Here is a 22,105-nt window from a genome sequence, read left to right on the forward strand (position 1 = left end):
TCTCCGTCGATGGCCGCTTCACCTCGACGGAATCACGGTTCGCTCGGCTCCTCAAGACAGTTCTGCAACAAAATCGGCCCGAAGGCGAAGTGCCGCGATGTCCGCTCCCGCGCCGCTGTTGGGGGAGAAGCAGACAATCAGGTGGCAACCGACTTTATGAGTACGCACCCTAGTCTGTTTTGACGCGTTTTCTTGACTTGAACCGATGCCCACTTCGCTTGAAAACGCTCTACCGCTCCATCGCCTCGTAGACCAGTTGCTTCAGCTCGGTCTGGATGCGGCCGCGCTGCGATGGCGACTGCATCATGCAGATGACGAACATGTCGTCGGCCGGATCGATGAAGAAGAACGTGCCGCCGACGCCGTCCCAGCGATATTCGCCCGCCGGCAGCGGCGGCCTGGCCGCGGTGCGGACAGCAAAGCCGAGGCCGAAGCCACTGTCAGATGACGGGAAATAGAACTCAGGATCACGCTTTATCCCGCTGCCCTCGCCGATCTGGTCGGACGCCATCAGCGCCACCGTCTCGCGCTTGAGGTAGCGGCGGCCGTCGAGCTCGCCGCCGTTCAGCAGCATCTGCGCAAAGCGCGCATAGTCCCTGATCGTGCCGACCATGCCGGCGCCGCCGGATTCCCAGCGCCGCGGCGCGGTCGCCTCTTTGATGCCGGCAACGGGGCGGTCGAACCAGTCATCGGGCAGGGCTTCGGCAATCAACGGCCGCTTGGTCTCATCAGCGACGAAGAACGCGGTGTCGCGCATATCAAGGGGATCGAGCAGCCGTTCCTTCTCGAACTGATAGAGCGACTGACCCGAAGCGACCTCGATCACCCGCCCCAGCACGTCGGTCGAATGGCCATAGTCCCACAATGTTGCCGGCTGCTCGGCGAGCGGCAGCCGCGCCAGCCGGTCGACGAATTGCGCGTTATCAGGATCGCCGTCGAACAGACCAGCGAGCGCATAGAGCTTGCGCACCAGACTGTCGCCGTAGAACCCGTAGGTGATACCCGAGGTGTGACGGAGCAGGTCGCGGACCGTGATTGGCCGCGCCAGCGGCGCGAGCGTCAGCTTGCCGTCCGGCTGCTCGACGCCGACCTTCACATTGGCGAAGGCCGGTATGTATTTTGCGATGGGGTCGTCGAGTGCCAGCCTACCATCGTCCACCAGCAGCATCGCGGCCACCGACGTGATCGGCTTCGACATCGAATAGAGGCGGAAGATGGTGTCGCCCGTCATCGGCTGCTGCGTCTTCACGTTGCGCAGGCCGAACCTCTCGTAAATAACTGATTTGCCGTGCTGCTGGATCAACAGGATCGCACCGGGGATCTTGCCGGTTGCAACCTCGTTGCGCAGATAGTCGGTGACGCGTTGGAGTTTTTGCGGCTCGAACTGGCGGCCGAGCGTGCCGTCGGCCTGCACGGCCGTCGCGAATGGCAAGAGCGCCGCGCACGCAACCAGCCAAACGACGAAACGCCAGCTGAGCGTCATGGTCAGTCGCCGGGCGCGTAAGTCGCCAGCGCCTGGCGATGCAAAACGGCGCTCGGCTCGGAGAAGCAACAGAAGATGACCTGAGTGATCGAGGGCGTCGAAGCCAAGGCGTCGATCGTCGTCGCAACGGCGATCGCTGCGGCGCGGTCCGGCGGAAAGCGGTAGATGCCGGTCGAAATTGCCGGGAATGCCACGGAGGCAAGGCCGTGCTTGTGGCAGAGCTCCATGGAGCGGCGATAGCAGGAGGCGAGCAGGTCGTCCTCGCCAAGCGTGCCGCCGTTCCACACGGGACCAACCGTGTGAATCACATGCGCGGCCTTGAGCCGGTAACCCCCGGTGATCCTGGCGTCGCCCGTCTTGCAGCCGTGGAGCATCCGGCATTCGGCGAAGAGGTCCGGACCCGCGGCCCGGTGGATAGCCCCATCCACGCCGCCCCCGCCGAGGAGCGACGTGTTTGCGGCGTTGACGATGGCGTCAACGCCGAGTGTCGTGATGTCGGCAACGATGATCTCGAGCTGCGCGCCACGGATCCGGCGCGTCAGCATCGACAAGGCGTCAGGCCGCGGCGTTGATGGCCACGCCCTTGTCGGAGAAGAGCTGCTGCAATTCACCGGCCTGGAACATCTCGCGGACGATGTCGCAGCCGCCGACGAACTCGCCCTTGACGTAGAGCTGGGGAATGGTCGGCCAGTTCGAATAGGTCTTGATGCCGTTGCGCAGCTCGGCGGATTCCAGCACGTTCAGGCCCTTATAGCCGACCCCGAGGTGGTCGAGAATCTGCACGACCTGGCCGGAAAAGCCGCACTGCGGAAATTGCGGCGTGCCCTTCATGAACAGAACCACGTCGTTCGACTTCACTTCGCTGTCGATGAATTGCTCGATGCTCATATCCGTATCCTCTGCGGAGCCCTTCAAATGCCTCGGGCCGGCTTGGCCCATCTAACCCGGTACTCAATCATATATGTAGCCCAAACTATTGTGCATCCAAAGTAAAATGGCGGCGACGGGGGCCTGCCATGCGGCCGGCTGGGGCCCGCGGGACTTCCGGGTCCATAGCCTGATGGCTCTAATATCATAGCCAGGGAGGACTTTTATCCCGTAACGGGCGCCCTATTTAGGACGAACCCGGTCTTAGGAACCGAGACACGCCAGCAACGTTCTCTTGTTCACCTGGAGAAAACCGTGACGAAACAAGCCCCCGCGACGGCCAGCCCAGCCCTTTCGTCACCCTTGTCCGATTCTGACGGCCTCGCCGCGGCGCTGGTCGATGCCTTCACCGCCGTCCGCAACGAGACCGAGCGCCGCGCCGCGCCGCTCAGCGCCGAGGACCAGCAAATCCAGTCCATGCCGGACGCGAGCCCGGCGAAATGGCATCGCGCCCACACCACCTGGTTTTTCGAGCAGTTCTTGCTGGGCGAACATTGTCCGGGCTACCGCCCCTTTCATGCGGACTTCGCCTTCCTGTTCAATTCCTACTATGTCAGCGCCGGCCCTCGTCATGCCCGGCATCGCCGCGGCGACATCACGCGGCCGAGCGCCGATGAGGTCAGCGCCTATCGCAGGCATGTCGACGCTGCCGTCATAAAATTCTTCCGCGAGGCCAGTGCGGCAAAACTGCGCGAGATCGGCCCGCTGGTCGAGGTCGGCCTCAATCACGAGCAGCAGCATCAGGAATTGATGTTCACGGACATTCTGCACGCCTTTGCGCAGAACCCCGTGCTGCCCGCCTACGATCCCTCCTGGCGCTTTCCAGCCGCAACGCGCAGTGGCGAGGACTGGCTGACGCTCAACGAGGGCATCCACACCATTGGACACGCCGGCGACAGCTTTCACTTCGACAACGAGAAGCCGGCGCACCGCGCCCTCGTCGGCCCCGTCCGGATCGCGCGCAACCTCGTGACCAACGCCGAATGGCTCGCCTTCATGAAGGACGGCGGCTATCGAACGGCGACGCTCTGGCTGATGGACGGCTTTGCCACCGTGAGCAACGAGGGCTGGCAGGCCCCCGGTCACTGGCGCGAGATCGACGGCCAATGGCACGTGATGACGCTCGCTGGCCTCAAGCCGGTCGATCCGAACGCGCCGGTCAGTCACGTCAGCTACTACGAAGCCGACGCGTTCGCGCGCTGGGCCGGAAAACATTTGCCGACCGAAATGGAGTGGGAAGTGGCGGCCCGCGCCGAAAAGCTCAACGATGCCTTCGGCATCGTCTGGCAGTGGACCCGCAGCTCTTACTCCCCCTACCCCGGCTATCACGCCATCGACGGCGCGCTCGGCGAATACAACGGCAAATTCATGGTCAACCAGTTGGTGCTGCGCGGCTCCTCGCTTGCAACTCCCAGCGGGCACAGCCGTATCACCTATCGCAACTTCTTCTATCCGCACCACCGCTGGCAATTCACGGGATTGCGCCTCGCCGATTACGACTAGTTCTCATCCGACGACAACCGCGCGCCGGAAAGCGCGTTCAGGAGAGTATCATGAATGTGCATGCCAGCGCTTTGGCTGAAGCCCATCTTCCTGACGAACAGACGACCGCCTTCGCCCGCGAAGCCATCGAGGACCTCTCGCAGCATCCGAAGCGGCTGTCGCCGAAATATTTCTACGATGCGACCGGATCGGAGCTGTTCGAGGCGATCACGCGGCTGCCGGAATATTATCCGACGCGCACCGAGCTCTCGATCCTGCGCGAGCGCAGCGACGAGATCGCCGCGATCATCCCCGAGCACGCCGCACTGGTCGAGTTCGGTGCCGGCGCGACCACAAAAGTCCGCCTGCTCCTGAAGCACTGCAGGTTCGCAGCCTATGTGCCGGTCGATATCTCCGGCGACTTCCTGCATTCGCAGGCGAACGGCCTGCGGCGGGATTTTCCCGCACTCGACATCCATCCGGTGACCGCCGATTTCACCACGCCGTTCACCCTGCCCGCGCCCGTTACCGACATGCCCAAGGTCGGCTTCTTCCCGGGCTCGACGATCGGCAATTTCGAGCCGCATGAAGCGCAGGCCTTCCTGAAGAGCGCGCGCGAGATTTTGGGCCGGGGCGCGCAGATGATCATCGGCGTCGACCTCGAAAAGGACGAGCGCGTGCTTTACGACGCCTACAATGACGCCGCCGGTGTCACTGCACGCTTCAATCTCAATGTCCTCGTGCGCATCAACCGCGAGCTCGGCGGCAATTTCGACCTCTCCGCCTTTACCCATCGCGCCATCTACAATCGCGAGCGCCATCGCATCGAGATGCATTTGATCAGCAGGAAGAGCCAGACCGTGCGCATGCTCGGCACGAGCTTCGCGTTCCGGCCCGGCGAAACCATCCATACCGAGAACAGCTACAAATACAGCCTCGAACGCTTCGCAGGCCTCGCGCTCGGCGCCGGCTGGCGGGTGCGCGAAACCTGGACGGATGCGGCCAAGATGTTTTCGGTGCACGCACTGGAGGTTGCGGAATAGAAGGACTACGGCCGCTCCGCCCTGATGGTCATGGTCGATGGCTTTCGACCCTGACCTCCGGGAATGCCGCCGGTCGTCGTCACCACGACGGTATTGCCCTCGATCCTGACGTCGCCGTTCCAGCGATCGCCGAGCGCGACGCTGCGCAGCGTCGTGACATTCAACCGTTCGTAACGCTTGCCCTCGCTGTCGAAGCCGCGTCCGGCTTCGGCCGCGAGGATTTGCAGGGAATAGAACACGCCCGACCCGCCGCCGCTGTAGCTGGTGACGGCGACAAGCAGCTTGCTCGCGGTCATACCGATGAAGCGATAGGCTTCTTCCTCAGTGAGAGCCTTGTCGCCCGGGCTCTGTCGTGTCTGCGCGACCCATGCACCATTGCGCTTGATCGGATCGGCATAGCGGTTGCTTCCGGTCGCGGCCTTGACGTCGATGGTGACGACGATGCTGCTGGAATCGGCGAGATCGCCGTCGCCCATATCGCGAAAGATCCCAGCCGGCACCGGCTCGCCGCCGACGGTGAAGTTTTGCCGGAGCTCGTCGATGGGGATCAGGCTCTTGGCGCTGACAAATGGCGCAACGAGCGCCAGGCAGGATGCCAACAACAAGGCGGCCGGCCGGCTCACGATGCCTTCAGCCAATCTGACAGCATGTCACGCACGGACCAGGTCCTGGTGCGGAAATTGTCGATCCGCCAGCGCCCATCCTCTCGGATGAAGTCGTAGGTCACGACGGCCGGCGGGCCCGGCCGGTAATAGGGCTTCCGATAGTTGAGCTTCACAGCGAGAACCGCGGCATTGGGCCTCTCACGCTCGACCTTGATCTCAAATCCCGCAAGCTCCAGCGCATTGGTGTCGGTGGTGAGGTCAAAGTCGAACGGCTCGGCGCCGTCCTGCGGCGTCTTCTTGGCGTCGGACTTGGCCCAAAGCTCCAGCAGCGATCTCGATAGATACGTGCTCCGCCGCTCTGGCTCGAGCCAGCCCGAGGTCGTGCCTTTGACCGCTTCGCGGTAGATGCCCTTGAGCATGTTCGCCGGGCTCGCTTCGGCCGCCTGCGCGGACGGCAGGCCGACGAGAAGCAGCAGCGCGGCAAGGCAGGCGCAGATGGCTGCGGCAATGGCAGGACGTGAGGCGTTGAAACTGGATGGCACAGCGGTCGCTTCGACAGAGGGCAATCCGCCGTTAGACGCTCCGCCGCCGGCCGCGGTTCAATGCGCCTCGGCCTCCTCGGGCTTCGAGCCCAGCGACATCGACTCCCACACCGCCACCACGATCAGAATCACCGTCGTCGCGACCGACAGCCAGAGCGGCGAGAGCTCGCCGCCAAACCAGGCGAGGCCGAGCAGCGCGATTATGCCGACCCCGTGCGAGAGCTGGAGGAAGCCGCGGATCGCATGCTTGAACAGGATGGTGCCGACCAGGAACACCAGCGGCCCGCCGATCGTGCTCAGGATGGTTCTGATGTCGGAGTGGCCGGTCGGATGCTTCAGCACCAGCTCGTCCGACACCGCGGTCAGGATGATGCCGGCGACGATAGGCATGTGCAGATAAGTGTAGGCGAGCCGCGCCAGGCGGCCGGATTCGGTCGACTTCGAGATCCACTCGGAGCCGGCCTCGGCACCCTTGTGGAAATAGATCCACCACATCGCGATGCTGCCGACCAGCGCCGAGACAAAGGCGAGGAGATTATCGGCGGTCCAGGTCAGCTCGGCAAAGGTCGCGCCGTTGACGATGACGGCCTCGCCGAGCGCGATGATGACGAAGAGGGAGCAGCGCTCGGCCATGTGGCCGCCCTCGACGGCCCAGGCCTCGATCGATGAGAAGCCCAGCTTCGGGACCCAGAAGCGGGCCGCGGGCGAGACGTATTCGATCGCCAGGGCGACGATCCAGAACCACAGCCGCGCCTCGTCATGCGCCAGACCACCGAGAATCCAGAAGATCGCGGAGACAGAGAGCCAGGCCAGGATGCGGATCGCGTTGCGCCGCACCAGAATCCGGTGCGTTGGGGTTGCGAACAGCCAGAACGCGGTACGTCCGACCTGCATCGTCGCGTAGGCAATCGCAAACCACAGGCCCCGCCCCTCGAAGGCGGTCGGGATCGTCGTCGATAACACGAGGCCGCCCAGCATCATCAGGAAGAGAAGGATGCGGACCGGCGTCAGCTCGGGGTTGAGCCAGTTGGTCACCCAGGCGGTGTAGACCCAGACCCACCACACCGCGAGAAACAGCACCGTGACATGCACCGCGCCGAGCGGCGTGAAATGGTGCAGCAACGTGTGCGAGATCTGGGTGACCGCGAAGACGAAGACGAGGTCGAAGAACAGCTCGGCATAGGTGACGCGGCTGTGCTGGTTCGGCACGATGACGCGAAACATCGCGCCACGTGAATTGTCCGCAGCCATCATCGTCCCCCGTCGCGCGATCAGATCAGGTCCCGGGCACCCCGGTCTGCAGCGCCAGCGCGTGCAACACGCCGCCCATCTGGCCGCGCAGCGACTGATAGACGATCTGGTGCTGCTGGACGCGAGACTTGCCGCGGAAGGACTCCGAGATCACGGTTGCGGCGTAGTGGTCGCCGTCGCCGGCGAGGTCGCGTATCGTTACCTCGGCATCGGGGATCGCTGCCTTGATCATCGCCTCGATATCGTGGGCGTCCATTGGCATTCGTGTCTAACTCCTTGTCCTGCCGTCGAATCACCGCCGGCGTCCCCGGTACCGGCGGGTCAAACTTAGCGTGAACGGCCTTCTGGGTCACGCCGCCAGCCACTATATTTCCCCTTCCGGCAGGATAAAGACACGACAAAGTGCCGCGCGCGACAGATTGCTCGGAAAGGCGTGAAATCATGAAGCTTCCAGGCCCCGACCACCCCATCACCATCACCCAAAACCCCCGCCGCATCCGGGTGACCGCGGGCGACATCGTGATCGCCGACACCACCAAGGCCCTGACGCTGAAGGAAGCTAGGTATCCGGCCGTGCAGTATGTCCCGCGGGAGGACACCAACATGGCGCTGCTCGAGCGCACCGACCGCGTCACGCACTGCCCCTACAAGGGCGACGCGAGCTATTACAGCATCAAGGCCGACGGCAAGACGCTCGACAACGCGATCTGGACCTACGAGACGCCCTTCCCCGCCATGACCGAGATTTCCGGCCGGCTCGCCTTCTATCCGGACAAGGTGAAGATCGAGGAAGTGGGGTAGTTCTCGGCCTAACCTCCCGTCATGGCCGGGCATAGCCGTCCGAAGGACGGCGTCGCTTCCGCTCGCCTATGTCCCGGCCATCCACGTTCTTGGCCGAAATTGAAAAGGAAGACATGGATGCCCGGGACAAGCTTGACGACTGCGCGCGCTGATGTAGCTCCGCTACACCCTGAAGATCGTCAGCCCGAGTATGAGCAGCACCAGGAAGATCACGACGAATACGTAGAACAGGAAACGGGCGATATCGGCCGATGCAGCCGAGATGCCGGAGAAGCCGAGCACGCCGGCCACGATCGAGATCAATAGAAAGATCAGCGCCCATTTCAGGATGGTCATCGCCCAGCTCCGATGCCCGCCCGCCGCACCGGGCGGGCCTCAGCACGTTCCTGAACGCCGCCGGCGGGAACTGGTTCCTATGTGGCGCCGCAGGGAGCGCCTCGGCCGCCCAAACAGGGCTTGCTGAATCGGGTTCCCGGCGGCAACATCCTCCGCGGGTGGAATGCGACCGGGACAAATATGACGACAATTTCTCAGACGATAACGGGGTCGGAGGTTCGCGCCGCCCCGAAAAGCAAGGCGCGCAACCTGTCGCTCGACCGCGCACGCACCTTTCTGACGCTCGTGGTGCTGCTGCACCACGCCGTCATCCCCTACACGTATTTCGGCCACACGGATCCGACCGAGTGGATCGGCTTCGACATGGTCGTGCTCGCCAACGACAGTTTCTTCATGGCGATGTTCTTCTTCCTGTCGGGGCTGTTCGTCTGGCCGGGGCTTGGGCACAAGGCGCCGCTGACCTTCCTGTACGAGCGCCTGCTGCGGCTCGGCCTGCCCTTCGCGATCTGCGCGCTGACGCTGATCCCAATCGCCTATTACGCGCTGGCGCTGCGGCAGACACCCGACCTCACCTTCTCGGCGTTCTGGTGGAAGACGGTGACATCAGGCCCCTGGCCGAGCGGCCCGATCTGGTTCGTCTGGGTGCTGCTGGCCTTCGACCTCACGGCGAGCGTCCTCTACCGGATCTCGCAGACGCTGGTGTTTCCGATCAACAGGATTGCGCAGCTCGGCTTCAAAGAGCCGTGGCGCTTCTGGCTGTTCCTCGCCGGCGTCACGGAGATCGCCTACATCCCGCTCCTGATCCACTACGGCACCAATCACTGGTTCGAGTTCGGGCCGTTCTCGGTGCAGGCGAGCCGCGTCCTGCTCTACGCGTCGTATTTCTTCATCGGCGCGGGCGTGGGTTGCGCAAACTTCTCCACCGGCGTGCTCAGTGCCGAGGGGCAGTTGCCGAAGAGCCGCTGGACCTGGCTCCTCATGACCGTGATCCCCTACGCGCTGATGTGGTGCATGATCTACATCAAGCGCGGCATCCTCGATAACCCGCCTGACCTGCCCTGGTGGTATCATCTGTTCTACGGCACGTTCTTCGTGCTGTTCTCAGCCACGATCCTGTTTGCGATCCTGGCCTTCTTCCTGCATTCGAAATCGCCGGGACCGAACCTGCTCGACCGCATGCAGGGCGAGGCCTACGGCATGTTCCTGGTGCACTACCCGATCGTGCTATGGATCCAGTACGTGCTGTTCGACTACGGCCTGCCCGCCATCGTGAAGGCGGCAATCGCGTTCGTGCTGACGGTGATTTTGAGCTGGGCCGCAACGGCGGGCCTACGGAAGCTTCCGGGCGCGACAAGGGTGCTGTGAGAATTCAGGATTCGTAGCCCGGATGGAGCGCAGCGCAATCCGGGGCACTTCTTCGCCAGGCACAACCCGGATTACGCTGCGCTCCATTCGGGCTACAAGGCAACTTACGCCGCCTTGCCGCCCATATAATCCGGCAGCCAGCGCTCATGCGCCTTACGCAGCGTGTCGATCGCAACGGGCGCCTCGCCTGAGATTGCGATCACATCGCCACCCGTCGTGCCAATCCGCACGCACGGCACTTCGCAGCCGCGCATTTTTGCCAGCACGAGGCCGGCCTGCGCTTCCGGCACGGTGACGATGTAGCGCGCCTGGTCCTCACCGAACCAATAGGCGTGCGGCACGAGCGAGGTCGGAGCGGCCAGAAGCCGCGCGCCGATGCCGCTTGCCATCGCCATCTCGGCGAGCGCGACCAAAAGGCCGCCGTCGGAGAGATCGTGCACCGCGGTCGCGGTGCCGGCGTGGATCATGCCGCGGACGCAGTCGCCATTGCGCTTCTCGGCTGCGAGATCGACCGGGGGCGGCGCGCCCTCCTCGCGACCGCAGATGTCGCGCAAGTACACGGACTGGCCGAGCCAGCCATGGGTGTCGCCGATCAGGAGGATCGCCTCGCCTTCGGACTTGAAGGCGAGCGAGGCCGATTTGGTGAAGTCGTCGAGCACGCCGACGCCGCCGATCGAGGGGGTCGGCAGGATCGCGCGGCCGTTGGTCTCGTTGTAGAGCGAGACGTTGCCGGACACGACCGGGAAGTCGAGCGTGCGGCAGGCTTCCGAGATGCCCTTCAGGCAGCCGACGAACTGGCCCATGATCTCGGGCCGCTCCGGATTACCGAAATTGAGATTGTCGGTGATCGCGAGCGGCCGGCCGCCAACCGCGGTGATATTGCGCCAGGCTTCCGCCACCGCCTGCTTGCCGCCCTCGAACGGGTCGGCCTCGCAATAGCGCGGCGTGACGTCGACGGTCATCGCGAGCCCTTTTGGCCCGTCCTGCACGCGCACGACAGCGGCATCGCCGCCGGGGCGCTGCACGGTATTGCCGAGAATGACGTGATCGTACTGCTCCCAGACCCAGCGCTTGGAGCAGAGCTCGGGCGTGCCGATCATCTTCTCCAGCGCGGCGCCAATGCCGATCGGGGCCTGCACCTCGCGCGCATGCACGACGTTCAGCGCGGGCGAAGCGACATGCGGGCGATCGTAGACCGGCGCTTCGTCGCCGAGCTCCTTGATCGGCAGGTCGGCCATGACGTCACCGCCATGCTTGACCACGAAGCGCTTGCTCGGCGTGGTGTAGCCGACGATGGCGAAATCGAGCCCCCACTTCGTGAAGATCGCCTCGGCCTCTTTTTCCTTCTCGGGCTTGAGCACCATGAGCATGCGCTCCTGGCTCTCCGAGAGCATCATCTCGTAGGCGCTCATGCCGGTCTCGCGGGTCGGCACCGCGTCGAGATCGAGGTCGACGCCGAGGTCGCCCTTGGCGCCCATTTCGACCGCCGAGCAGGTCAGGCCCGCCGCGCCCATGTCCTGAATCGCGATGACGCAGCCCTTTTCCATGATCTCGAGGCAGGCCTCGAGCAGCAGCTTTTCGGCGAAGGGGTCGCCGACCTGCACGGTCGGGCGCTTCTCCTCGGACTTGTCGTCGAACTCGGCCGAGGCCATCGAGGCGCCATGAATGCCGTCGCGGCCCGTCTTGGAGCCGAGATAGACGATCGGCATGCTCACGCCGGAGGCGGCCGCATAGAAGATCTTGTCGGCATCGGCCAGCCCAACCGCCATCGCGTTGACGAGGATGTTGCCGTCATAGCGGGTGTGGAAACGCACCTGGCCGCCGACCGTCGGCACGCCGAATGAATTGCCGTAGCCGCCGACACCCGCGACCACGCCGGACACCAGATGCCGCGTCTTGGCATGCTCGGGCGCGCCAAAGCTGAGCGCATTGAGGCAGGCGATGGGGCGCGCGCCCATCGTGAAGACGTCGCGCAGAATACCGCCGACGCCGGTGGTCGCGCCCTGGTAGGGCTCGATGTAGCTCGGGTGGTTGTGACTCTCCATCTTGAAGACCACCGCCTGGCCGTCTCCGATGTCGATCACGCCGGCGTTCTCGCCCGGGCCCTGGATCACCCAGGGCGCTTTGGTGGGCAGGCCCCGCAGATGGATGCGCGAGGATTTGTAGGAGCAGTGCTCGTTCCACATCGCCGAGAAGATCCCGAGCTCCGTGAAGGTCGGCTCCCGCCCGATCAGCTTCAGGATGCGCTCATACTCGTCCGGCTTCAGCCCGTGGGCGGCGACGAGTTCGGGGGTGATCTTCGGTTCGTTCTTGGGCTCGTTCTTGGGCGCGGTCATGGGACCCTTAATAGGTAGATCGAACGGGGGCGAAAAGGCCTTTTAGGGGGCATTTTCGGCCTGTCCAGAGCTTTGCGGCGGCTCCCCCTTACAACGGCGTTTGCACTGCGGGGATGGATCGGATTTAAGGACCCAAACCGACAATTGAAAGCCAGATTCCGTGAACCAGCCTGCCAAGACCGCATTCGACCTCCGCCCCGATCTCCACGTCGAAACCGAGGGCGAATTTCAGGGCTGGCGGACCTGGAAACGCGACCATTTCGAGACCTATGTCGGCCCCTTCTACCACCGGATGGGTGAGAACGGCCGTATCACCTGTGCGTTCCGGGTCGCGAAAAAACACCTCAACGGCTCCGGCAACGTCCATGGCGGCTGCTTCATGACCTTTGCCGATTACTGCCTGTTCGCGCTCGCCGCCCTCGAACTGCAGGGCCCGGCGGTGACAGTGTCGTTTTCCTCGGAATTCCTCGACGCCGCCCGCGAGGGCGAGCTGATCGAATGCACCGGCGAGGTCACCCGCGCCGGTGGCTCGCTGATCTTCGTGCGGGGCATACTGACCTCAGGCGAGAGGTCGCTGCTGACGTTCTCCGGCACGATCAAGCGGGTCAAGCGGAAGGCGCCGCCGCCGTCAAACGCATAGCTCCCAGCTTTCCTTTTGGCTCTCTCCCGTTATGACTGGACCCGCGCGCCAATGCGCGGGGAGCCAACAAAGGTGCCGCAGAGCACAGCGAGCACGGGCAGCGTCACGGCTCCCGTGGAAACGACGCCCGTCACCGCCGCGCGCCCCGTGCGCGGCTGGCGCGACTACGCGCTGCTGCTGGCGCTCGCGGGCTGCTGGAGCTCGACCTACCCTCTGACCAAGATCGGGCTCGGCTCGATCCCGCCGATCACCTTCATCTCGGCGCGCTCGCTGGTCGCCTTCGCCTTCCTGTTCGTGATCCTGCGCATGCGCTGCCTGCGGCTTCCGACCGATTTGAAGGCGTGGAAGCTGTTCGCCTTCCAGCAATTGATCAATTCGACGGTGCCGTTCCTGATGATCACCTGGGCGCAGCTCTACGTGCCCGCGTCCAGCACCGTGGTGCTGGCCTCGACGACGCCGATCTTCGCCTTCCTCATCACCTGGGCGATTACGCGTCACGAGCCGGCAACGCTGCTGAAGCTCGTCGGCGCGATCCTCGGTCTTGCCGGCACGGCCGTCATCATCGGTCTCGATTCGCTGCACGGCCTCGGCACCGAGATCCTTGCCGAGATCGCGATCCTGCTCGCCACGATCTCGTTTGCCTGCGCCTCGATTTTCGGGCTGCGGCTGTCGGACTACGATCCGATGGTGGTGGCGGCAGGCTCGCTGCTGTTCGGCGGCCTCGTGCTGCTGCCGGCCTCGCTGATCATCGATCATCCCTGGACGCTACATCCGACGCTGGAAGCGATCGCCGCCACCGTCGCGATGGGGATTTTCTCCAGCGCGCTCGGCCTGATGCTGTTCTACATGTGCCTGACCCGGCTCGGCACGCTGACCACGAACGCGCAGGGTTATTTGCGCATTCCGATCGGCGTCGGCCTCTCCGTGCTACTGCTCGGCGAGACCGTGCCGTCGAACCTGGCGCTTGGTCTGGTGCTGGTCATGGCCGGCGTCGCCGCCATGACGGTGCCCGGCGAGCGGCTGAAGGGATTGAGGTTGCGATAGCGCGCCTTGGAGCATGATCCGGAAAAGTGTAAAGCGGTTTTCCCTCGCGACAAACGCGGAACGCGTTTGCGCGGAGATCATGCTCAAACAAAAGCCTAAAGCGCGATCATCGCGCTTTAGGCCGACAATTGCTTCTCGGCGATCGACAGCCACTCGGCCTGCGCCTTGCGCAGATATTTTGGCGCGCGCCGCATCTGGATCAGCAACTCGTTGAACACGACCCGCGCCTCAGCGGTGCGCCCGACCAGTTGCAGCAGCATGCCGTAACGCACGCGCGCCTCGGCGCCGGGGAAGTAGGCGGAGACGGCATGATATTCCTCCAGCGCCTCGTCGACACGTCCGACCTCGGCGAGCGCGCGGGCGTAGAGCAGATGCGCATCGGCCGAGTCGAAGTCCGGCCATTGCTTCTGCAGATCGTCCAGCGTGACGAGCGCGTCGGACGGGCGGTTGGCGGAAAACTCAGCCTGCGCCTTGCCGAGCGCGTAGGCGGGATCGTGGCCCATCGGCAGCTTCAGGATATGATCATAGTGCCGCTCGGCTTCCGCGAAGCGGCCGATCTTGACGCACTCCTCGGCAAGCGCGGCGCGATTGGTGATGGTGTCGGTAGCGGCGAGGCGGTCGGAGAGCTCGCGATAGCGCTTTTCGGGATCGAAGCGGTTGGCAACGCCCTGGCGCGCCTGGCGCGCTTGCGGGCTCGAAAACCACTCCGGGACGAGCTCCACCGCGATGTAGGCCAGCGCGCCGATCAACGGCACCATCAATATGATGAAAGCCCAGGGCTGCAGCCGCCCGGTTCGCGACGCGTGATAGATCAGCGTGATATCGAGCAGCAGGACGACCAATGCGACAGGCATGTGAAATCCAAAGACAAATCAACGACGTCGAAACCGGCATACCTGATAGCGTAACTCGCCCGGCGAGACAACTTTGAGTTGCTCACACCGAGGGACGAATCCGGACCGCGTCTGACGAAGGGTCAGTCGCACCGTCTGCGGGGGAGGTTCACGCAGCGCGGCCGTCTGCCAATGCTTTGACTCTGTGCGAGCAGTCTTACTGCTTGGCGTCGTCGGCCAAAAGCTTTCGGTACTTCGCGACGTCGCGCGTGACGAGCTCCTGGAGCACCTCTGGCGCATGCTCGTTCGCGTCGGGGGCGACTGTTGACAGATCCCCAAAGCGCTTCTTCACGGCATCGCTCTCGACCGCGCTGCGCGCGGCGGCATTGAGTTTTGCGATAACCGCAGGCGGTGTGCCCTTTGGCGCGAACAGGCCGTTCCAGCCCTGCGCTTCGAACTCGGGCAAACCCGCTTCCGCCGAGGTCGGCACATCAGGCAGCGTGCCGAGCCGCACATTCGAGCCGACCACGATCCCCTTCACGAGTTTCTCGTTGATCGATTGCGACACCGAGGCGGCCGCGTCGCAGACGCCGTCGATCTGGCCGCCGACAGCATCAGTAAGCGCGGGCGCGGCCCCGCGATAGCCGACCAGCGTCGCGTCGATCCCGGCGGCCTGCACAAAGCTCTTGCAGATCAGGTAGTTCGAGGAGCCGACACCGGCATGGCCGAGATTGATCTTGCCGGGATTCTTCCTGGCGTAAGCGATGAACTCGGCCAGATCCTTGGCCGGAAAATCCTTGCGCAGCGCGATGATCCCAAAGGTCTTGGCGACCATGGCGATGGGCACGAAGGAGTCAGGCGTGAACGACAGTTTTGGATAGATCGTGTAGGCGGCGGCGCTGGTGCCGGCATTGCCGATCGCGATCGTATAGCCGTCGGGCTCGGCGCGCGAGGCGCGGGTCAGCGCGGTCGAACCGCCGGCGCCCGCGACATTCTCGATCACGATGGGCTGGCCGAGGGCGGCGCTCATCTGCTCCGCGACGACTCGCGCGATCACGTCCGACGTGCCGCCGGCCGCGAACGGCACGATCATGGTGATCGCACGTTTCGGGAAGTCCTGCGCTTGCGCCGTGGCAGTCAGCAGCAGCGCCGCGAGTGCGGCGCCGAGCCTCGCGGCGAACTTGCTCACGCCGCCCGGTCCAGATGCGCGACGAGGCCTGCGAACAGGCCGCGACCGTCGGTGCAGCCCATGATGTCTTCGACGTGGTTTTCCGGATGCGGCATCATGCCGAGCACGTTGCCCTTGTCGTTGACGATGCCGGCGATCGAATGTGCCGCACCGTTGATGTTGTGCGCCTCGTCGACCACGCCGTCAGCCGAGCAATAGCGATAGAGCACCCGGCCCTCGCCTTCGAGCCGCTTGATAGTCTCGTCATCCGCCTCGTAATTGCCCTCGCCATGGGCGACCGGCACGCGGATCACCTGCCCCGCATTGTAGCCGCGGGTGAACGGCGTATCCGAACGCTCCACGCGCAGATGCACGTCATGGCAGATGAATTTGAGCCGCGCATTGCGCATCAGCACGCCCGGCAAGAGGCCGGATTCGCAGAGGATCTGAAAGCCGTTGCAGACACCGAGCACCAGGCCGCCCTTGGCGGCGTAATCGCGCACCGCGTCCATGATCGGTGCCCGCGCAGCGATCGCGCCGCAGCGCAGATAATCGCCGTAAGAGAAGCCGCCCGGCACGACCACGAGATCCGTTCCCGCCGGCAGCGAGGTCTCGGCATGCCAGACCATCGCGGGTGCCTCGCCCGAGATCAGTTTCAGCGCCCGCGCCATGTCGCGCTCGCGGTTGATTCCGGGAAAAACCAGGACGGCTGACTTCATGGGCGGGGTTCCGAAAAGAAGCGTGGAATCGGGCTGGCCGGCCGGCCAAATCCGGGCGCAGACATAACCATTTGACGCGGATTTTACCAGTGCTAGCCTCGCTTGGCGGCTTTGTGCACAGGCCATGATTTGACGCTTTGGCCGAACGATTTCGCGGGATTTTAGGCCATGAATGTCCCGTCCCTGCCCACATCCCCTTCCGAGCCTGTTACCGCTGAAGGCGTGGTCGCGGCCGGTGCCTATGTCGACGGCCGGCGTGTCGCCAATATCGCGATCAGCGAGGCCTCGAGCTGGCGGGCAAAACCCGGCCATGTGGTCTGGATCGGGCTGCACGAGCCTGATCTGGCGCTGCTCAGCGCCGTGCAGAAGCAGTTCGACCTGCATGATCTCGCCATCGAGGACGCCAACCACGCCCATCAACGGCCGAAGATCGAGCAATATGGCGAGGCCCTGTTCATCGTGGCGCGGACGGCGCAGCTGATCGACGGCCGGATCGCGTTCGGCGAGACGCACATCTTCGTCGGCGAAGGCTATCTGGTCTCGGTGCGCCATGGCGCCTCGACGTCCTACACGCCGGTCCGCGAGCGCTGCGAAAGCTGCCCGCGCGCGCTGGCGCGCGGCGAGGACTACATCCTCTACGCCATCCTCGATTTCATCGTCGACAACTACTCGCCCGTGCTCGAGAGTATTCACGAGGAGGTCGAGGGCATCGAGGACGACGTGCTCTCAAAACCGATCACCAAGGGGCAGGTCGAGCGGCTCTACATGCTGCGGCGTGACCTGTTGCGGCTGCGCAATGCGATCGGGCCCCTGGTCGAGGTCTGCCGGCGCCTTGAGCATGACGAGCTGGCGATGGTGCGCCCGACCATGCAGCCGCTGTTTCGCGACGTCACCGACCACGTCAGGAACATCCAGGAGCGGATCGATTCCATGCGCGAGGTGCTGGCGTTTGCCTTCGAAGCGAGTCTGCTGGTCGGCCAGGCGCAGGAGACCGTGGTGTCCAAGCGGCTTGCCTCCTGGCTTGCGATCATCGCCGTGCCAACGGCCGTCGCCGGCATCTACGGCATGAACTTCAAGCACATGCCGGAGCTGGAATGGGAATACGGCTATTTCGCCGTGCTGAGCCTGATGGCGCTTGCCTGCGTCGGCCTGTTCTGGCGCTTCCGCCGCGCCGGATGGCTGTAAGCGCGAGGCGCGAATTCGCGAGCCTCAGCGGCTCGCCGGCGCCAGAGTAAGCATCACGCCGACGACAAACTGCGCAAAGTTATCATTGCTGGACTTCTCGGTGCCCGACGAGCTGATCACGCTGGCAGCGCCGCGCGCGCCGAACAGCATACCGCTGACCTGATATTCCTTTGTGCCGTGCGGCTTCACCATAAAGCGTCGCGCCTTGAACATGCGCGGCACCGAAGTACCGGGATCGCCCTCGATGCCGAGAATCGATATCTTCTGACCGGGCGTCCGCTGTTCCAGGACCTTGACGATTTGCGTCTGCTCTTCGCGGAATTTTTCCAGGGTCATCGCATTCCCGGAAGAGTAGAACCGGTAGCTCACTCTGGACTGTGCGCCACACTCCGGCCTCTCGCAGAGGAACATGTGGACGTCGTTGGGCCTCAGCTCGTACCGCCAGCCCTTCATCGTCACCGGCGGACGCGGCGCCGCCGTCTGCGGCGCGGGCACCGATTGAGCGAACGCGCTGCCGATCCCCGCAAGCATCAGCGCGGCGAGCAGCAGTAAACATCGCAGGAGCATCTGGCGACCGGCGACGCAGGCGGTGGATGTCATCCAGCCGGCCTAGCCCAGCACTTCGACGCGATAGTTCTCGATCACGGTGTTGGCGAGCAGCTTATCGGCGGCCTGCTTGAGCGCGACTTCCGCCTTGGTCTTGTCGGCGCTGGCGAGCTCGATGTCGAACACCTTGCCCTGCCGGACGCTGGCGACGCCGTCGATGCCGAGCGATTTCAGCGCGCCTTCGATCGCCTTTCCCTGCGGGTCGAGAATGCCGGTCTTCAAGGTAACGGTGACACGTGCCTTCACGTCAAAAACCCTTCTCTAGCTCTTCACCAGCACCGGGCCGGAGCCCTGCGGACGCTCGTTCTCCATGAGGATACCGAGGCGCTTGGCAACCTCGGTATAGGCCTCGAGCAGCCCGCCGAGATCCCTGCGGAAGCGGTCCTTGTCGAGCTTCTCGTTCGACTTGATGTCCCACAGCCGGCAGGAGTCCGGCGAAATTTCGTCGGCGACGATGATCCGCATCATCTCGTTCTCGAACAGGCGTCCGCACTCCATCTTGAAGTCGACGAGACGGATGCCGATGCCGAGGAAAAGGCCGGTCAGGAAGTCGTTGACGCGGATGGCGAGCGCCATGATGTCGTCGATCTCCTGCGGCGTCGCCCAGCCGAAGGCGGTGATGTGCTCTTCCGACACCATGGGGTCGTTGAGCTGGTCGTTCTTGTAATAGAACTCGATGATCGAGCGCGGCAGCTGCGTGCCCTCCTCGATGCCGAGGCGCTGCGACAGCGAGCCGGCAGCGACGTTCCGCACCACCACTTCCAGCGGCACGATCTCGACCTCGCGAATCAACTGCTCGCGCATGTTGAGGCGGCGGATGAAATGGGTCGGCACCCCGATGTCGTTGAGGTGCTGAAACAGGTACTCCGAGATCCGGTTGTTGAGGACGCCCTTGCCCTCGATCACCTGATGCTTTTTGGCATTGAACGCGGTCGCGTCGTCCTTGAAGTGCTGGATCAGGGTGCCCGGCTCCGGACCTTCGTACAGGACCTTTGCCTTGCCTTCATAAATACGACGCCGACGGCTCATTGGGATGTACCGTGTTTTGTTAAAATCCATGAATTTGGTGTGCTCCGGTTGACTAGGATTACGACCCACAGCGGAGCTGCCGTGAACGGCCGGGGACCAGAGAAACAGAACAGGAACCAAGCCTTACGGCAACCTATCCGATTGGCTGACTGAGCACAATCGATCCGGCCCTTCCGGCACCTACTTATACCGTCTTGCCTGCGGCTTAACGGCTCGTTGTTTCGCCGATTCGTGCCCCTTATCTAGGCGTCGTGAGGGCCCCTCGCAACGAGGCCGCCCCGTGATTCACCGGGAATGGGAACTGCATGACCACATTCGACAAGCGCGAGGAAGGTTTCGAGAAGAAATTTGCCCTCGACGAGGAGCAGAAATTCAAGGCCGAGGCCCGCCGCAACCGGCTGCTCGGCCTGTGGGCGGCCGAGCAGCTCGGTATCGCCGGCGACGCGGCGACCGCCTATGCCAAGGAAGTGGTCGCAGCCGATTTCGAGGAAGCCGGCGACGGTGACGTGCTGCGCAAGGTCTTGCGCGATTTTACCGCCAAGGGCATTTCCACCACTGAACAGGCGATCCGCGCCAAGATGAACGAGCTCACGGCTGTCGCGGTGGCCGAGGTCAAGGCGGCCAAGTAAGCCGCTGCCATCACCGGACGCGTCGGCGCGCAACGGCCTTGCGCGCCGGCCGTCCCGGTTTCGGACGCCGCGTGGCCGCGACGCTGCCTTCGCCATAGTCGCTTCGCAGGATCTCCAGGAGCTTTCGCGCGGCGAGGCTCAAAAAGCCGCCGCGCCGGGTCACGACCGAGATGTCGTTGCTGGCGACAAGATCGCCGACGGCAATTCGGGACATCGTGCCCGCGGCCAATTCCTCGGCCACGTGGCTTTCCGCCCGCAGCGCGATGCCAAACCCCGCTTCCACGAGCCGCTTTTGCGCGGTGAGACTGTCCACCGCCGTCCATTCGATGTCGCCAAGCCCTTGCGTGAGAAACAGCGCAAAGACATGCGCCGCCGCAACCTCGGACCGGCCGGCAATCTCGGGAAACGCGATCCAGCGCTCGCCGCGCAGCTCGGCAAGCCGCTTCACGCGCCGGCCGGCAAGTGGATGATCCGCCGCGCAGACCACCCCGAGTTTTTCGGAGAGGATCGGTACGCAATCCAGATCGCGCGAACGGTCGATGTGATAGCGCAGACCGATCGTCGCCTCCCCGCGGCGGATCAAGCCGCTGACTTCGGCGCTGGTCGCCGTGCGCAGGCTGAGCGCGACGTCGGGATGCTCTTTGGCAAAGCGCTTCATGATCCCCGAGAGCCGCGCGTCGGCGAGCGTGCCGGTCACCGCGAGCGACACCGGCCCTGACGCCTGCCGGGTGAGCGCGCGTATCGCCTGCTCCGCATCCTCGGCGGCAGCGACCGCGCGCTCGGCATGAGGAATCAGCACGCGGCCCGCATCGCTGAGCCGCGTCCGGCCCGCCACCCGCTCGAACAAGGGCACGCCGAGCTCCTGCTCCAGGAGTGCGATGCGGCGCGAGATCGCCGGCTGCGAGCGGTGGAGGAATTTGGCGGCATTCGAGATCCCGCCGCGGCGGTGGACCGTCAGGAACGTGTTGAGGGCATCGCTGTCCATCGCCGCAACCTCATGCAAAAAGCTGATGTTCTCAAGAGAAATAACAAATTTGTCGGATGATGGAAATGCGCCTATCGCTGGCTGGATCAGGCCTAGCCACGACAAAGGAGCGAACGATGCCCAGCCAATTGGAGAAAGCAAAAGCGTTTCGCGCCCTGCATGAGCGGCCGGGCGCCTTCATCATCCCCAATCCGTGGGACGCCGGGACCGCGAAGCTGCTCGCCGCCCTGGGCTTCGAGGCGCTTGCGACCACGAGCCTCGGGCTTGCCAACACGCTCGGCAGCTCCACCGTCAGCCTCGATGCGATCCTCGACAATTGCCGCGCGATCGCGGAAGCGACCCCGCTCCCGGTCAGCGTCGACCTCGAGAATTGCGGTGCGCACGAGCCGAGGCGCGCGGCCGAGGCTATCCGGCGCGCCGCCGAGGCCGGAGCGGTCGGCGGCTCCATCGAGGATTCGACCGGAGACCGCGAACGCCCGATCTACGACTTTGCGCTCGCCGTCGAGCGCGTGCAGGCGGCCGTCGAGGCCGCACGCGCACTGTCGATCCCGTTCACGCTGACCGCGCGGGCCGAGAACCTGCTGCACGGACGCAACGACCTCGACGATACGATCAGGCGCCTAAGGGCATTCGAGGCCGCCGGTGCCGACGTGCTCTACGCGCCCGGCGTGCGCGATCTCGCAACCATCAAGACCGTCGTCGCCTCGATCGGAAAGCCGTTCAATCTGGTGATGGGTTTTGCCGATCCGACATTGACCCTGCCACAATTGTCCGCAGCCGGCGTCAAGCGCATCAGCGTCGGCGGTGCGATGTCGCGACTTGCCCTGGCGGCTTTCCTGAGGAGCGCCCGCGAGATGAAAGACAACGGCTCCTTCACCTATATCCGCGAGATGGCAGGGATCGCGGAACTGCGCGGCGCCTTCGCTTCGGTCGACGCCACCTGAGGCTGGCGTCCATCACATTGGCACTGCAGCGAATTCCAACACTGCAACCTTTGCGCGCATTCCTTAAACAAAGTCGCGCGTCCCAACGCGCGACTTTAGGTCAACATTGTTGCCCGCCAACAGAACAATCTCCCGAGCACCTTGTTTGACAG

At 64.1% G+C, this 22,105-nt stretch carries 25 protein-coding genes; 9 read left to right on the plus strand and 16 right to left on the minus strand.

The window, feature by feature from the left end; genetic code table 11:
* Positions 1–229 precede the first annotated feature (229 nt).
* Genes JQ632_RS30755 through grxD form a run of 3 tightly spaced genes read right to left on the minus strand, consistent with a single transcriptional unit; the run spans position 230 to position 2,371 of the window.
* Positions 230–1,483 carry a serine hydrolase gene (locus JQ632_RS30755; protein WP_212406408.1) on the minus strand — a complete coding sequence of 418 codons (1,254 nt, stop codon included), beginning with the start codon at positions 1,481–1,483 and terminating at the stop codon, positions 230–232.
* A 2-nt stretch (positions 1,484–1,485) separates the two neighbouring features.
* On the minus strand, positions 1,486–2,034 hold the full coding sequence (locus JQ632_RS30760; protein ID WP_212406409.1) for an O-acetyl-ADP-ribose deacetylase: 549 nt from the start codon (positions 2,032–2,034) through the stop codon (positions 1,486–1,488).
* Between the two features lie 4 nt (positions 2,035–2,038).
* On the minus strand, positions 2,039–2,371 hold the full coding sequence (gene grxD, locus JQ632_RS30765) for a Grx4 family monothiol glutaredoxin (RefSeq protein WP_212406410.1): 333 nt from the start codon (positions 2,369–2,371) through the stop codon (positions 2,039–2,041).
* Positions 2,372–2,665: 294 nt separating this feature from the next.
* Here grxD and egtB point away from each other — a divergent pair, with 294 nt between their 5' ends.
* Positions 2,666–3,913: an ergothioneine biosynthesis protein EgtB gene (gene egtB, locus JQ632_RS30770; protein ID WP_212406411.1), complete on the plus strand. Its 1,248-nt coding sequence runs from the start codon at positions 2,666–2,668 to the stop codon at positions 3,911–3,913.
* A gap of 50 nt (positions 3,914–3,963) precedes the next feature.
* Entirely contained in the window at positions 3,964–4,935 is a 972-nt protein-coding gene (gene egtD, locus JQ632_RS30775) for an L-histidine N(alpha)-methyltransferase (RefSeq protein ID WP_212406412.1), read from the plus strand.
* A gap of 5 nt (positions 4,936–4,940) precedes the next feature.
* Here egtD and JQ632_RS30780 read toward each other — a convergent pair whose 3' ends face one another.
* Genes JQ632_RS30780 through JQ632_RS30795 form a run of 4 tightly spaced genes read right to left on the minus strand, consistent with a single transcriptional unit; the run spans position 4,941 to position 7,595 of the window.
* On the minus strand, positions 4,941–5,558 hold the full coding sequence (locus JQ632_RS30780; protein WP_212406413.1) for a hypothetical protein: 618 nt from the start codon (positions 5,556–5,558) through the stop codon (positions 4,941–4,943).
* A complete protein-coding gene (locus JQ632_RS30785) occupies positions 5,555–6,082 on the minus strand; it encodes a hypothetical protein (protein ID WP_212406414.1) in 528 nt (175 codons plus the stop codon). The genes JQ632_RS30780 and JQ632_RS30785 overlap by 4 nt, the downstream gene beginning before the upstream one ends.
* A 57-nt stretch (positions 6,083–6,139) precedes the next feature.
* A complete protein-coding gene (locus JQ632_RS30790) occupies positions 6,140–7,333 on the minus strand; it encodes a low temperature requirement protein A (protein WP_212406415.1) in 1,194 nt (397 codons plus the stop codon).
* A 25-nt stretch (positions 7,334–7,358) separates the two neighbouring features.
* Positions 7,359–7,595, minus strand: coding sequence for a BolA family protein (locus JQ632_RS30795; protein WP_011088461.1), 237 nt, complete (start codon positions 7,593–7,595; stop codon positions 7,359–7,361).
* Positions 7,596–7,774: 179 nt separating this feature from the next.
* On the opposite strand from JQ632_RS30795, the gene JQ632_RS30800 reads away from it, so the two are divergent.
* Positions 7,775–8,134: a DUF427 domain-containing protein gene (locus JQ632_RS30800; protein ID WP_212406416.1), complete on the plus strand. Its 360-nt coding sequence runs from the start codon at positions 7,775–7,777 to the stop codon at positions 8,132–8,134.
* A 162-nt stretch (positions 8,135–8,296) separates the two neighbouring features.
* Here the strand turns inward: JQ632_RS30800 and JQ632_RS30805 are convergent, their stop codons facing one another.
* The gene (locus JQ632_RS30805) at positions 8,297–8,470 is read right to left on the minus strand and encodes a DUF1328 domain-containing protein (RefSeq protein WP_212406417.1); all 174 of its coding nucleotides are present in this window, start codon (positions 8,468–8,470) and stop codon (positions 8,297–8,299) included.
* Positions 8,471–8,650: 180 nt separating this feature from the next.
* Here JQ632_RS30805 and JQ632_RS30810 point away from each other — a divergent pair, with 180 nt between their 5' ends.
* Positions 8,651–9,835 (plus strand): acyltransferase, encoded by a 1,185-nt coding sequence (locus JQ632_RS30810; RefSeq protein WP_212406418.1) that lies wholly within the window; start codon positions 8,651–8,653, stop codon positions 9,833–9,835.
* Positions 9,836–9,939: 104 nt separating this feature from the next.
* On the opposite strand, the gene purL is transcribed toward JQ632_RS30810, so the two are convergent.
* Positions 9,940–12,171 carry a phosphoribosylformylglycinamidine synthase subunit PurL gene (gene purL, locus JQ632_RS30815; protein ID WP_212406419.1) on the minus strand — a complete coding sequence of 744 codons (2,232 nt, stop codon included), beginning with the start codon at positions 12,169–12,171 and terminating at the stop codon, positions 9,940–9,942.
* Positions 12,172–12,331: 160 nt separating this feature from the next.
* Between purL and JQ632_RS30820 the strand changes: the two genes are divergently transcribed.
* Positions 12,332–12,811, plus strand: a complete 480-nt coding sequence (locus JQ632_RS30820; protein WP_212406420.1) for a PaaI family thioesterase — start codon at positions 12,332–12,334, stop codon at positions 12,809–12,811.
* A 72-nt stretch (positions 12,812–12,883) separates the two neighbouring features.
* On the plus strand, positions 12,884–13,855 hold the full coding sequence (locus JQ632_RS30825; RefSeq protein ID WP_212406421.1) for a DMT family transporter: 972 nt from the start codon (positions 12,884–12,886) through the stop codon (positions 13,853–13,855).
* 116 nt (positions 13,856–13,971) lie between these two features.
* Here JQ632_RS30825 and JQ632_RS30830 read toward each other — a convergent pair whose 3' ends face one another.
* The 3 genes from JQ632_RS30830 to purQ form a co-directional block, all read right to left on the minus strand.
* Positions 13,972–14,709 carry a tetratricopeptide repeat protein gene (locus JQ632_RS30830; RefSeq protein ID WP_212406422.1) on the minus strand — a complete coding sequence of 246 codons (738 nt, stop codon included), beginning with the start codon at positions 14,707–14,709 and terminating at the stop codon, positions 13,972–13,974.
* A gap of 196 nt (positions 14,710–14,905) precedes the next feature.
* On the minus strand, positions 14,906–15,877 hold the full coding sequence (locus JQ632_RS30835; RefSeq protein ID WP_212406423.1) for a tripartite tricarboxylate transporter substrate binding protein BugD: 972 nt from the start codon (positions 15,875–15,877) through the stop codon (positions 14,906–14,908).
* Entirely contained in the window at positions 15,874–16,575 is a 702-nt protein-coding gene (gene purQ / locus JQ632_RS30840) for a phosphoribosylformylglycinamidine synthase subunit PurQ (protein ID WP_212406424.1), read from the minus strand. The genes JQ632_RS30835 and purQ overlap by 4 nt, the downstream gene beginning before the upstream one ends.
* Positions 16,576–16,743: 168 nt before the next feature.
* Between purQ and JQ632_RS30845 the strand changes: the two genes are divergently transcribed.
* Positions 16,744–17,760, plus strand: coding sequence for a magnesium and cobalt transport protein CorA (locus tag JQ632_RS30845; protein ID WP_212406425.1), 1,017 nt, complete (start codon positions 16,744–16,746; stop codon positions 17,758–17,760).
* A 24-nt stretch (positions 17,761–17,784) separates the two neighbouring features.
* Here the strand turns inward: JQ632_RS30845 and JQ632_RS30850 are convergent, their stop codons facing one another.
* From JQ632_RS30850 to purC, 3 genes are read right to left on the minus strand one after another with little or no spacing between them, the layout of a single operon-like run.
* Positions 17,785–18,360 (minus strand): hypothetical protein, encoded by a 576-nt coding sequence (locus tag JQ632_RS30850; protein ID WP_249152653.1) that lies wholly within the window; start codon positions 18,358–18,360, stop codon positions 17,785–17,787.
* Positions 18,361–18,369: 9 nt separating this feature from the next.
* Positions 18,370–18,612, minus strand: a complete 243-nt coding sequence (purS, locus tag JQ632_RS30855) for a phosphoribosylformylglycinamidine synthase subunit PurS (RefSeq protein ID WP_212406426.1) — start codon at positions 18,610–18,612, stop codon at positions 18,370–18,372.
* A 15-nt stretch (positions 18,613–18,627) separates the two neighbouring features.
* Positions 18,628–19,395: a phosphoribosylaminoimidazolesuccinocarboxamide synthase gene (gene purC, locus JQ632_RS30860; RefSeq protein ID WP_173015815.1), complete on the minus strand. Its 768-nt coding sequence runs from the start codon at positions 19,393–19,395 to the stop codon at positions 18,628–18,630.
* 305 nt (positions 19,396–19,700) lie between these two features.
* Between purC and JQ632_RS30865 the strand changes: the two genes are divergently transcribed.
* Entirely contained in the window at positions 19,701–20,024 is a 324-nt protein-coding gene (locus tag JQ632_RS30865; protein ID WP_212406427.1) for a DUF1476 domain-containing protein, read from the plus strand.
* Positions 20,025–20,034: 10 nt separating this feature from the next.
* Here the strand turns inward: JQ632_RS30865 and JQ632_RS30870 are convergent, their stop codons facing one another.
* On the minus strand, positions 20,035–21,009 hold the full coding sequence (locus tag JQ632_RS30870; RefSeq protein WP_212406428.1) for a LysR family transcriptional regulator: 975 nt from the start codon (positions 21,007–21,009) through the stop codon (positions 20,035–20,037).
* A 116-nt stretch (positions 21,010–21,125) separates the two neighbouring features.
* Between JQ632_RS30870 and JQ632_RS30875 the strand changes: the two genes are divergently transcribed.
* Positions 21,126–21,953, plus strand: a complete 828-nt coding sequence (locus tag JQ632_RS30875; protein WP_212406429.1) for an oxaloacetate decarboxylase — start codon at positions 21,126–21,128, stop codon at positions 21,951–21,953.
* The last annotated feature ends 152 nt before the right edge of the window (positions 21,954–22,105 follow it).

This window comes from Bradyrhizobium liaoningense, assembly GCF_018130955.1.
Taxonomy (GTDB): domain Bacteria; phylum Pseudomonadota; class Alphaproteobacteria; order Rhizobiales; family Xanthobacteraceae; genus Bradyrhizobium; species Bradyrhizobium liaoningense_C.